The 13717-nt window shown below is 33.5% G+C and carries 6 protein-coding genes; 5 read left to right on the forward strand and 1 reads right to left on the reverse strand.

Annotation, left to right across the window (positions count from 1 at the left end; all coding sequences use genetic code 11):
* The first annotated feature begins 220 nt into the window (after positions 1-220).
* From rpoB to LPB87_RS01795, 5 genes are all read left to right on the forward strand, one after another.
* Complete coding sequence (gene rpoB, locus LPB87_RS01775; protein WP_230604620.1) at positions 221-4033, forward strand: DNA-directed RNA polymerase subunit beta; 3813 nt, start codon at positions 221-223, stop codon at positions 4031-4033.
* A gap of 316 nt (positions 4034-4349) precedes the next feature.
* Positions 4350-8660 (forward strand): DNA-directed RNA polymerase subunit beta', encoded by a 4311-nt coding sequence (gene rpoC / locus LPB87_RS01780; RefSeq protein ID WP_230604622.1) that lies wholly within the window; start codon positions 4350-4352, stop codon positions 8658-8660.
* An 11-nt stretch (positions 8661-8671) separates the two neighbouring features.
* Positions 8672-8983, forward strand: coding sequence for a DUF3467 domain-containing protein (locus LPB87_RS01785; protein WP_129537468.1), 312 nt, complete (start codon positions 8672-8674; stop codon positions 8981-8983).
* 371 nt (positions 8984-9354) lie between these two features.
* A complete protein-coding gene (gene lnt, locus LPB87_RS01790; RefSeq protein WP_230604624.1) occupies positions 9355-10881 on the forward strand; it encodes an apolipoprotein N-acyltransferase in 1527 nt (508 codons plus the stop codon).
* A gap of 41 nt (positions 10882-10922) precedes the next feature.
* Positions 10923-11954 carry a T9SS type A sorting domain-containing protein gene (locus LPB87_RS01795; protein WP_230604626.1) on the forward strand — a complete coding sequence of 344 codons (1032 nt, stop codon included), beginning with the start codon at positions 10923-10925 and terminating at the stop codon, positions 11952-11954.
* 88 nt (positions 11955-12042) lie between these two features.
* Here LPB87_RS01795 and LPB87_RS01800 read toward each other — a convergent pair whose 3' ends face one another.
* A complete protein-coding gene (locus LPB87_RS01800) occupies positions 12043-13632 on the reverse strand; it encodes a peptide chain release factor 3 (protein ID WP_129537472.1) in 1590 nt (529 codons plus the stop codon).
* Positions 13633-13717 lie beyond the last annotated feature (85 nt).

The following is a 13717-nucleotide window of genomic DNA, read 5'->3' on the forward strand; positions in this document are numbered from 1 at the left end:
TCAATGGCCTAAACCATTTTTCGTATAATAAAATATAGCATGTTTTATTATCAAATAGTTTAAAATACGAAAAAGTTTTTGATCAATACGAAGAAAAAAAATTGAACCGAATTTATCGGATTATTTTTAAAGATGTATTGATTATAAAAAGAAAGTATAAATTAAACAATGTGTTTTTACACAAAAAACTACTTTTTTTTAATCAAAATTTTGTCCATTGATGATAACAAATCAGACTGAAAGATTGAATTTTGCCTCTACAAAAAATATCCCTGTATATCCAGATTTTCTAGATGTTCAGGTTAAATCTTTTAAAGATTTTTTTCAATTAGAAACTAAATCTGATGAAAGAGGCAACGAAGGGTTGTACAACACCTTCATGGAAAATTTTCCAATCACAGATACAAGAAATAACTTTGTGTTGGAGTTCCTAGATTATTTTGTTGATCCACCACGTTATACAATTCAAGAATGTATAGAGAGAGGTCTTACTTATAGTGTGCCTTTAAAAGCTAGGTTAAAACTATATTGTACAGATCCAGAACACGAAGATTTTGAAACTATTGTACAAGATGTTTATCTTGGAACAATACCTTATATGACTCCAAGCGGTACTTTTGTAATCAATGGTGCTGAGCGTGTTGTAGTATCTCAACTACACCGTTCTCCTGGGGTTTTCTTTGGACAATCATTCCACGCAAATGGAACAAAACTTTATTCTGCAAGAGTAATTCCTTTTAAAGGATCTTGGATAGAATTTTCTACAGATATCAATAGCGTAATGTATGCTTATATCGATAGAAAGAAAAAATTACCAGTTACAACTTTATTCCGTGCAATTGGATTCGAAAGAGATAAGGATATCCTTGAGATTTTCGACCTTGCTGAAGAAATTAAAGTTTCTAAAACAGGTATTAAAAAATATATTGGAAGAAGACTTGCTGCACGTGTATTAAATACATGGCATGAGGATTTCGTTGATGAAGATACTGGTGAAGTAGTTTCTATCGAACGTAACGAAATCATCCTTGATAGAGATACTATTATCGACAAAGATAATGTTGAAGAAATTATCGATTCTAACGTTAAATCTATTTTGTTACATAAAGAGGATAATAATCAAGCAGATTATGCTATTATCCACAATACATTACAAAAAGATCCAACAAACTCTGAAAAAGAAGCTGTTGAGCATATTTACCGTCAGTTGCGTAACGCTGAACCGCCTGATGAGGAAACTGCTCGTGGTATTATAGATAAATTGTTCTTCTCTGATCAACGTTATAACTTAGGTGAAGTTGGTCGTTATAGAATGAACAAAAAACTTGGTTTAGATATTCCAATGGAAAAGCAAGTGCTTACCAAAGAAGATATCATTACCATTGTAAAATATTTGATTGAATTAATCAACTCTAAAGCTGAGATTGATGATATTGATCACTTATCAAACCGTCGTGTTAGAACAGTTGGAGAACAATTGTCTCAACAATTCGGTGTTGGTTTAGCACGTATGGCTAGAACTATTCGTGAGAGAATGAACGTTAGAGATAACGAGGTGTTTACACCAATTGATTTGATTAATGCTAAAACATTATCATCAGTTATCAACTCTTTCTTTGGTACTAACCAGTTGTCTCAATTTATGGATCAAACGAATCCACTTGCTGAGATTACGCACAAAAGAAGATTATCTGCACTTGGACCAGGTGGACTTTCTAGAGAAAGAGCTGGTTTCGAGGTACGTGACGTTCACTATACGCATTACGGACGTTTATGTCCAATTGAAACTCCTGAGGGACCAAACATTGGTTTGATCTCATCTCTTGGTGTTTATGCTAAAGTTAACGGAATGGGTTTCATCGAAACTCCTTACCGTAAAGTAACTAACGGTGTTGTAGATTTAGAAACTACTCCAGTATATTTAAGTGCTGAAGAAGAAGAAGGAATGTTGATTGCGCAAGCAAACATCGAAATGGATGCAACAGGAAAAATTATCGCTGAAAACGTAATTGCACGTCAGGAAGGTGATTTCCCTGTAATCGACCCAACACAGGTAGATTATACAGACGTTGCTCCAAATCAAATTGCTTCTATTTCTGCATCTTTGATTCCTTTCTTAGAGCATGATGATGCGAATAGAGCCTTGATGGGATCAAACATGATGCGTCAGGCAGTACCTTTAATTCGCCCTGAAGCTCCTATTGTAGGAACAGGTTTAGAGCGTCAAGTTGCGTCTGATTCAAGAGTATTGATTAATGCAGAAGGAGATGGAACAGTAGAATATGTTGATGCAAACATCATCACTATTAAATACGATCGTTCTGAAGAAGAAAGAATGGTTAGTTTTGAGTCTGATGAAAAAACATATAATCTAATTAAATTTAGAAAAACCAATCAAGGAACAAGCATCAACTTGAAACCAATCGTTAAGAAAGGTGATAGAGTAGCACTTGGTCAAGTATTATCAGAAGGATATGCTACACAAAATGGAGAATTAGCTTTAGGTCGTAACCTAAAAGTAGCGTTCATGCCATGGAAAGGGTATAACTTTGAGGATGCGATTGTAATTTCTGAAAAAGTAGTTCGTGATGATATCTTTACTTCAATTCACGTAGATGATTATTCATTAGAAGTTAGAGATACAAAATTAGGTAACGAAGAGTTAACTAATGATATTCCTAACGTTTCTGAAGAAGCTACTAAAGATTTAGATGAAAACGGTATGATTAGAATTGGAGCAGAGGTTAAACCTGGCGACATTCTTATCGGAAAAATTACTCCAAAAGGAGAATCAGATCCTACTCCAGAAGAGAAATTGCTTCGTGCAATCTTCGGAGATAAAGCAGGTGATGTTAAAGATGCTTCATTAAAAGCTTCTCCTTCTTTACATGGTGTAGTTCTTGATAAAAAATTATTTGCAAGAGCCGTAAAAGATAAACGTAAACGTACACAAGACAAAGATGCTTTAGGTGCTTTGGAAATGGAATTTGAAACTAAATTTGTTGAATTAAAAGACAGATTGGTTGAAAAATTATTCTTGATCGTTAACGGAAAAACATCTCAAGGTGTAATGAATGATTTGGGTGAAGAAGTTTTACCAAAAGGTAAAAAATATACTCAAAAAATGCTTTACGCTGTAGAAGATTTTGCTCACTTAAGTAAAGGTCAATGGGTTGCAGATGACGCAACTAATAAAATGGTTAATGATTTAATTCATAACTATAAAATTAAGTTGAATGACTTACAAGGATCTTTAAGAAGAGAGAAATTCACTATTACTGTTGGAGATGAATTGCCAGCAGGAATTTTGAAATTAGCAAAAATTTATATTGCTAAAAAACGTAAGTTGAAAGTAGGGGATAAAATGGCAGGACGTCACGGTAACAAAGGTATTGTTGCAAGAATCGTTCGTCATGAAGATATGCCTTTCCTTGAAGACGGAACACCTGTAGATATTGTATTGAATCCACTTGGGGTACCTTCTCGTATGAACATTGGTCAGATTTATGAAACGGTTTTAGGTTGGGCTGGACAAAATTTAGGTAGAAAATTTGCTACTCCAATTTTTGATGGTGCTACTTTAGATCAAATCAACGAATTGACTGACGAAGCGGGAATACCAAGATTCGGTCATACGTATTTGTATGATGGAGGAACAGGAGAACGTTTCCACCAAAGAGCAACTGTAGGTGTAATCTACATGTTGAAATTAGGACACATGGTAGATGATAAGATGCACGCACGTTCTATCGGACCATACTCGTTGATTACACAACAACCACTTGGAGGTAAAGCTCAATTTGGAGGTCAGCGTTTTGGAGAGATGGAGGTTTGGGCACTTGAGGCTTATGGAGCATCAAGTACACTACGTGAAATCTTAACTGTTAAGTCTGATGACGTTATTGGTAGAGCTAAAACTTACGAAGCAATCGTTAAGGGAGAGTCAATGCCAGAACCAGGTTTACCAGAATCATTCAATGTATTGATGCACGAATTGAAAGGTCTTGGACTTGATATTCGTCTAGAAGAATAAATAAAGTTTTCAGTTACAGTCTCAGTATTCAGTTCACACTGAAAACTGGGACTTAAGCTGTTTACCAAAATAAAAGTTTTTAGGATTTATACCCGTAACCCGTTCCGATTTTTTATTTAAACCTGAAAAGTTTTATAATTAGCACTTCAAAATAGAGGTTTGAAGTTTAGAGAAGTAACCCGAGGTAGTTTTTAAGTCGAAAGTTTGAAAGTCCAAAGTATAAAGTCATTCGTGACTTTAAAAACTTTAAGACATTTGACTTTAGATTAAAACAAGAATCAATTTTTTAATTGCAAATAAATCAATAGTAAAAACTATGATGAATAATAGAAACAATAATAAAGATAAAAATCCAGTTAAAAGATTTAATAAAATCTCTATCGGATTGGCTTCACCAGAATCTATCTTGAAAGAATCAAGAGGAGAGGTGTTGAAACCAGAAACAATTAACTACAGAACTCACAAACCAGAACGTGACGGACTTTTCTGCGAAAGAATCTTCGGACCTGTTAAGGATTTTGAATGTGCTTGTGGTAAATATAAAAGAATTCGTTACAAAGGTATTATATGTGACCGTTGTGGTGTTGAAGTTACTGAAAAGAAAGTACGTCGTGATAGAGTAGGACATATCAACCTTGTTGTGCCTATTGCTCATATCTGGTATTTCCGTTCTCTTCCTAATAAAATTGGTTATATCCTTGGGCTTCCTTCTAAGAAATTAGATATGATTATTTACTACGAAAGATACGTAGTAATCCAAGCAGGTATTGCTAAAAATGCAGATGGAGAATCTTTACAAAGATTAGACTTTTTAACTGAAGAAGAATATTTAAATATTTTAGATTCTCTTCCTCAAGACAATCAATATTTAGATGATTTTGATCCTAATAAATTTGTTGCCAAAATGGGAGCAGAGTGTATTATGGATTTATTGGCACGTATTGACTTAGACGAGTTATCTTACCAACTAAGACATAGCGCTAACAACGAAACATCTAAACAACGTAAAACAGAAGCATTAAAAAGATTACAAGTAGTTGAGTCTTTCCGTGAGTCTAACTTAAACCGCGAAAACCGTCCAGAATGGATGATCATGAAAGTGGTTCCTGTTATTCCACCAGAATTACGTCCGCTTGTGCCACTTGATGGAGGTCGTTTTGCAACTTCAGATTTAAATGATTTATACCGTCGTGTAATTATACGTAACAACCGTTTGAAAAGATTAATGGAGATTAAAGCTCCAGAAGTTATCTTAAGAAACGAGAAACGTATGTTGCAAGAATCAGTAGATTCATTATTTGATAATACGCGTAAAGCTTCTGCTGTTAAAACAGAATCAAACAGACCATTAAAATCATTATCAGATTCATTAAAAGGTAAACAAGGACGTTTCCGTCAAAACCTTTTAGGAAAACGTGTGGATTATTCTGCTCGTTCGGTAATTGTTGTTGGACCGGAATTAAAATTATTCGAATGTGGTATCCCTAAAGATATGGCATCTGAATTATACAAGCCTTTTGTTATCCGTAAATTGATAGAAAGAGGTATTGTTAAAACGGTAAAATCTGCTAAAAAAATTATAGATAAGAAAGAGCCAGTAGTTTGGGATATCCTTGAAAATGTAATTAAAGGTCACCCAATATTACTGAATCGTGCTCCTACTTTGCACAGATTAGGTATCCAAGCATTCCAACCAAAATTAATTGAAGGAAAAGCAATCCAATTGCACCCTCTAGTTTGTACGGCATTTAATGCCGATTTTGATGGGGATCAAATGGCGGTACACTTACCATTAGGACCAGAGGCTATTTTAGAAGCACAATTGTTAATGTTGGCTTCTCACAATATCTTGAACCCTGCTAACGGTGCGCCGATTACTGTACCTTCTCAGGATATGGTCTTGGGTCTATATTATATGACCAAAGAACGTCTTACTACTCCAGAGCTTACAATTTTAGGTGAAGGCCTAACTTTTTACTCTGCAGAAGAAGTAAATATCGCATTAAACGAAGGAAGATTAGAATTGAATGCTTCAGTGAAAATTAGAGCAAAAGATTTTAATGAAGCTGGAGAATTAGTGTACCAAATCATTAAAACTACCGCTGGTCGTGTATTGTTTAATGAAGTAGTACCTGAGGCTGCTGGATATATTAATGATGTATTGACTAAGAAAAACCTTAGAGATATTATTGGACACGTTTTAAGCGCAACCAATGTACCTACTACTGCTGCCTTCTTGGACAATATGAAAGATATGGGGTATAAATTTGCCTTTAGAGGAGGTTTATCATTCTCTCTTGGTGATATTAGAATTCCAGAACAAAAAACTAAGTTGATTGCAGATGCTAGAGAGCAAGTTGAAGGTATCTCAACAAACTATAACATGGGTCTTATTACCAATAACGAACGTTACAACCAAGTTATTGATGTTTGGACTTCTGCAAATGCTCAACTTACAGAGTTAGCAATGAAAAATATTAGAGAAGATCAACAAGGATTCAACTCTGTATATATGATGCTTGACTCTGGAGCAAGGGGATCTAAAGAACAGATTCGTCAGTTAACTGGTATGCGTGGTTTGATGGCTAAGCCTAAAAAATCTACTGCTGGTGGTGGTGAAATTATTGAAAACCCGATTCTTTCTAACTTTAAGGAAGGACTTTCGATCCTTGAGTACTTTATTTCTACTCACGGTGCTCGTAAAGGTCTTGCGGATACGGCTCTTAAAACTGCCGATGCTGGTTACTTAACAAGAAGATTACATGACGTTTCTCAAGATGTTATTGTTAACATTGAGGATTGTGGTACTCTTAGAGGTGTTGAAGTTTCTGCATTGAAAAAGAATGAAGAGATTGTTGAATCGTTAGGAGAAAGAATATTAGGACGTGTTGCATTGCAAGATGTAATTAATCCTTTAACAAGTGACTATTTAGTAAGATCTGGTGAGCAAATCACAGAAGCTATAATGAAAGCAATTGAGGCTTCTCCAGTTGAGAAAGTTGAAGTTCGTTCTCCATTAACTTGTGAAGCTGTTAAAGGAATCTGTGCTAAATGTTACGGTAGAAACTTAGCTACTGGTAAAATGACTCAAAGAGGTGAGGCAGTTGGAGTAATTGCTGCTCAATCTATTGGAGAGCCAGGAACACAGTTAACATTACGTACTTTCCACGTTGGAGGGGTTGCGGGTGGTATCTCTGAAGAATCTAGCATCATTACAAGATTTAATGGTAAACTAGAAATCGAAGATTTAAAAACTGTTAAAGGTGAGGATAACGAAGGAAATGCAGTTGATATTGTAGTATCTCGTTCTACTGAATTGAAATTAATTGATGAAAGAACAGGTATCTTATTAAGTACAAACAACATTCCTTACGGATCTAGTATCTTTGTAAAAGATGGACAATCGGTTGTTAAAGGAGATGTTATTTGTAAATGGGATCCATATAATGGAGTTATTGTTTCTGAATTTACTGGTAAAATTGCTTACGAAGATTTAGAGCAAGGTCAATCATTCATGGTTGAAATTGATGAGCAAACAGGATTCCAAGAAAAAGTAATTTCTGAATCAAGAGCTAAAAAATTAATTCCAACTTTATTAGTTTACGGTAAAGAAGGTGAATTAATTCGTTCTTATAACTTACCAGTTGGAGCCCACTTAATGGTTGAAAACGGTGAGAAGATTAAAGCAGGTAAAGTATTGGTGAAAATCCCACGTCGTTCTTCTAAATCAGGAGATATTACAGGAGGTTTACCAAGAATTACAGAGTTGTTAGAAGCTCGTAATCCTTCGAACCCAGCTGTAGTTTCTGAGATTGATGGAGTTGTTTCTTTTGGAAAAATCAAAAGAGGTAACCGTGAGATCGTTATAGAATCTAAATTTGGTGATGTTAGAAAATACTTGGTTAAATTATCAAGTCAAATTCTAGTTCAAGAGAATGACTTCGTTAGAGCAGGTGTACCATTGTCAGACGGTGCTATTACTCCAGACGATATTTTAAGAATTCAAGGGCCAGCAGCTGTTCAACAGTACTTGGTAAATGAAATTCAAGAGGTATACCGTTTGCAAGGGGTAAAAATCAATGACAAACACTTCGAGGTTGTTATTCGTCAGATGATGCGTAAAGTAAGAGTACAAGATCCAGGTGATACTTTATTCTTAGAAGATCAATTGATTCATACTAAAGATTTCATCGTTCAAAACGATAAATTATACGGAATGAAAGTTGTTGAAGATGCTGGAGATTCTAGTGTATTAAAAGCGGGTCAGATTATTTCTCCTCGTGAATTACGTGATGAAAATTCATTATTGAAACGTACAGATAAAAATCTAGTAGTAGCTAGAGATGTAATTACTGCAACTGCAACGCCAGTTCTACAAGGTATTACAAGAGCTTCGCTACAAACTAAATCATTCATTTCTGCCGCTTCTTTCCAAGAAACAACAAAAGTACTTAACGAAGCTGCAGTAGCAGGTAAAGTAGATTACTTAGAAGGATTGAAAGAAAATGTAATTGTTGGACACAGAATTCCTGCAGGAACTGGTATGAGAGAATACGATAATACAATTGTAGGATCTAAAGATGATTACAACGAAATGATGGCTAATAAAGAAGAATATATTTATTAATTTAGGAAACTATGAGTAATTCGAACCAACAACAAGAGCAAATTAATATAGAATTAGATGAGAAAATTGCTGAAGGAATTTATTCCAACTTAGCAATTATTAATCATTCTTCTTCAGAATTTGTTTTAGATTTTGTAAGTATTATGCCAGGTATTCCTAAAGCCAAGGTAAAGTCAAGAATTGTCTTGACACCGCAACATGCTAAACGATTACTAAAAGCTATTGGAGAAAATATTCATCGATTTGAAGTCGCTCATGGCGAAATCAAGGAAACTGAACAAGCACCGATACCGCTTAACTTCGGTCCGGCAGGACAAGCATAAATTTTAAAAGCCCCAGGAATGGGGCTTTTTTTATACCCTAGAATTTGATACTTCTATTTTTGAAGAATGAGGTTGTTTATGAATAAGATACATTTTATCCGATTTTAGGCGCACTTTATCGACTTAATTTTATTCTTAGAATGTCTTTTTATAATTTGCAACTTCCTAGAAATTGAATACTCACTCGAGGTTGTTTTTTTGTTAATTCACATATTCAAAAAAAGCGCTACTTAATAAAGTAGCGCTTTTTTTATATGATAAATCCAGAAAAAAATCTGTTTAATTTTCATATTGTTTTATATGTTAAAAAAAGTATATTTGCCGTCTTAAAATTGTTAAAAAAACCACTTTGATTTATTAAATTAATATAAATGGGAATAAAAATAAATACTTTATTAATAACGCTTGCTTCAGGATTACTATTAAACTTTGCGAATACTCATCTCTGGATTTTGCTTATCTGTATTGCATTGGTTCCTTTATTTGTAATTATCAATGTAAGTTCTATAAAAAAATCAATTGCTATTGGTTTTATTTTTGGTTTTGGAATAGGAATAGGGATGTTTTCATGGATGATTCAAGGGGTGAGTCATTATACAGGAAATAGCTCTCTTTATGGAGTTTGTGTTTGTATTATTAGTAGTATTTTTTTAGGTCTTTATTTTTCTATTCTTTTTTGGGTTATTAGGATGATATGGGTTACAAAAGTAGAATCAAATAGTACATTGTTTCTTAATAGATTATGTGTAGCGGCAATTTGGGCAATTTCGGAGTTTGGATTAGCTTTTGTATTGCAGTCATTTCCATTACATTATTTTAGAATTGGTTTTCCTTTTGTTACCAATCTTTATACTATTCAATTAACAAGTTTGGGAGGTTTGGTATTATTAAGCTTTTTGACGGTTTTGATTAATCTTTTTATAGCTGATTTTTTTATACAAAAAAAGAAAATATATTTAGGCTATAGCTTTTTAACTCTTGCCCTTATGTTTGTATCGGGGTATGTTATTTTTAATACTTACACTCTTGATCCAGTTGGAAAATCTTTTAAAGTAGCTATTGTTTCAGATAATACGAATCCTGAGACTAAATGGAATAGCGAGAATGGGAATACATTAGCTAATAATTACTTTCAACTTTGTAAAGACGCGGCAGCACTTAGACCAGATTTTATTATTTGGCCAGAAACAACAATACCATGGACTTATAATGTCAATGACGATTTATTGAGGGAAATAATAAAAATAAGTAGTAGTGGTGATCCTATTCATGTTATTGGAATTAATAATCAGGATAGTATTCGTAAAAAACTTTATAATTCGATTTTTTATATAGATAACCAAAACAAGGTTAATGGAATTTATAACAAACAGGTTTTGCTTAAGGGTATCGAGGAGCCATTAGGAAGATTTCTTGTTCCTTTTTTGACTCAAGAGGGTTTTGTTCTGTCAAAAGGAGAAAGTAATCAACCTATTCAAACTAGTTTTGGTAAAGCCGGTAATTTAATTTGTAATGAGGTAGTCGTTGAAAATAGTGGAGTGGAACAGGTTAAAAACGGTGCCAACTTTTTTTTTAATCTAAGTAATGATGGCTGGTTCAAAGATAACTATATATCCGATTTACATTTTTATTATGCTCGTCTTCAGGCTGTAGAAAATCGCAAAGATATTTGTATTGCTAATAATTGTGGCGTTAATGCAATAATTAATAGTGATGGGGTAATTGTCTCAGAGAAAAAAGAAACTAGTAATACATTGGTTTCTGGAACCATTCAGCCAAATAATAATTTGTCAATATTTACAAAGTACCCTTTGTTTTTTCCTTTATTTCTTACCCTTTTTGTATTATTTTATCTATTAACCTTAAAATTTAAAACTATAAGAGTAGACACAAATTAAAACTTTAAAAACAAATTAATTAAAAATAAAATAATAAGAATATGAATAAAACTTTACTTTTTACATTATTACTTGCTAATTTCTTTTATGCCAATGCAAACACAAGAATGTCTGCTTACCGTTGGCGAAATGATAATGGAGATGAAACAACAGCGACTTGGAAAGCCCCATTAAACACACCTTTGACAATTTATAATCTTGATGCTATCAGACTTAGAGTTACTGTTGAGGATAATAATTCTCCAACAGGACATAATCTAGCTTATCAATCAAATATTCAATTTTCTACTGATGCTTTAAATTGGAAGAATCTTTCAAGTCCTGGTTCGCCTTTTACTTATGTAGGGTCAGCTTATGTGGCTGATGGTAGCGTTACTACTAAGCAGATATCTGTAACTAACTTAAATAATTTTGAGGGTGGATTTTTTGTTAGTTCTGATACTAATCCTGCAAAGATTCTACCTTCAGGGAACAATATGTTTACTGAATTTGAGTTTAGTATTAAGCCAAATGCGTTTATTTCTATTACGGAGGTTTATTATTTTAGAGTATTGAATGCAATTAAGCTTGAAGATGCTGTTCTTCGTTATTGTTCTACTCAAGTAGCTTTGGTGAATTCTCCGCAAAATTTAAGCACTAACGCAAAAGTTCAAGATTTGACAGCTGTTGGTGATAACTTAAAATGGTATAATCAAGCTGAAGGAGGTACTGAATTGGATCCGGTAACTACACTAGTAACTGGTAAATATTATGTTTCCCAAACGGTCTCTTGTGAAAGCGAACGTACAGAAGTACAGGTTAATGTTGGTTCTCTAGGCGTAGATGACCATGATTTAGATTTTAATGGTGGTTTAAAAGTGTATCCTAACCCATCAAGTAATGACTTTTCTGTAGATAGCAAATCAAACGGTACAATGGTTTTATTTGATTTGTCAGGAAAAACTATTCAGTCTCAAAAAATGAATTCTGGTACAACTACACTTGATTTAGGTAATGCACCAAAAGGGGTTTACTTATTAAAAGTAACAAATGAGAATAATCAATCTAAAACAGTTAAATTGATTAGAAATTAAAATTCCTTATTTTTTTTAAATGTTTCAGGATAAGAGATTAAATGTAAAACGCCAATTTTTAAGTTGGCGTTTTTTTTATGTAATAACATTATTCAAATTCAGAAGTGAAAAATAATTTTACACTTGGATATTTATTTTGAGTCATTTGTATTGTAAAGTCCGAGTCAGCTAAAAATACCAATTGACCGTATTTGTCTTTTGCTAAGAATTTTTGTTTAATACGTTTAAATTCTTTGAATTCATCATTTTTAGCATCATCAGGTTTAACCCAGCAAGCTTTATGAACAGGGAAATTTTCATACGTACATTTTGCACCATATTCATGTTCCAAACGATATTGAATTACTTCATACTGAAGTGCACCAACAGTTCCGATAACCTTACGGTTATTCATTTCTAGAGTAAACAATTGCGCAACACCTTCATCCATTAATTGATCGATTCCTTTGTCTAATTGCTTAGCTTTCATCGGATCGGCATTATTAATGTATCTAAAGTGCTCAGGAGAGAAGCTAGGAATTCCTTTAAAGCTCATTACTTCACCTTCAGTTAATGTATCTCCAATTTTAAAGTTTCCTGTATCATGCAGACCAACAATATCACCAGGATATGAAATGTCTACAATTTCTTTTTTCTCAGCAAAAAAAGCATTCGGACTAGAGAATTTTAAATTCTTTTTCTGACGTACATGATAATACGGTTTATTTCTTTCGAAAGTACCAGAAACGATCTTTATAAATGCTAAACGATCTCTATGTTTAGGATCCATATTGGCATGTATTTTAAATACAAAACCTGTCATTTTTTCTTCGGTAGGTTCAACCAAACGTGTTTCAGATTCTTTTGGTCTTGGAGAAGGAGCAATTGTAACAAAACAATCTAATAATTCGCGTACTCCAAAGTTATTTAAAGCAGAACCAAAGAATACAGGTTGTAATTTTCCATCTAAATAATCCTGACGATCAAACTTAGGATAGACTTCATCAATTAATTCTAATTCTTCACGTAGCCTATCAGCAGGTTTTTGACCAATGATTTTTTCTAGTTCAGGGTTTTGTACATCAGAGAAAGCTATGGTTTCTTCAATGTTTTTACGGCTGTCTCCACTAAATAAATTGATGTTTTGTTCCCAAAGGTTGTAGATTCCTTGAAAATCATATCCCATACCAATAGGGAAACTTAATGGAGTTACAGTCAAACCTAATTTTTGTTCTACTTCATCCATCAAATCAAATGCATCTTTACCTTCACGATCTAATTTGTTTATAAAAACAATAATCGGAATTTTACGCATTCTACATACAGCAACTAATTTCTCCGTTTGTTCCTCAACCCCTTTAGCAACGTCAATTACTACAATTACACTATCTACAGCGGTTAAAGTTCTAAAAGTATCCTCCGCAAAATCCTTGTGTCCAGGTGTATCAAGGATGTTGATTTTTTTATCTTTATAATTAAAGGCCAATACAGAGGTAGAAACCGAAATTCCTCTCTGACGCTCAATTTCCATGAAATCACTCGTAGCTCCTTTTTTTATTTTATTGTTTTTTACTGCACCAGCCTCCTGAATAGCACCACCAAATAACAATAGTTTTTCAGTTAATGTTGTTTTACCAGCATCGGGATGCGAAATAATTCCAAATGTTCTCCTACGTTGTATTTCTTTTAAAAAGCTCATATTTAATATCAATAGTTTGCAAAAGTACTATTAATTACGGCTTAAAAAAAATAGTAGCTTCTTAATTTAAGTCTGTTTCGTTTAG

The sequence above is a fragment of the Flavobacterium sp. EDS genome (genome assembly GCF_020991525.1).
Classification (GTDB): Bacteria; Bacteroidota; Bacteroidia; order Flavobacteriales; family Flavobacteriaceae; genus Flavobacterium.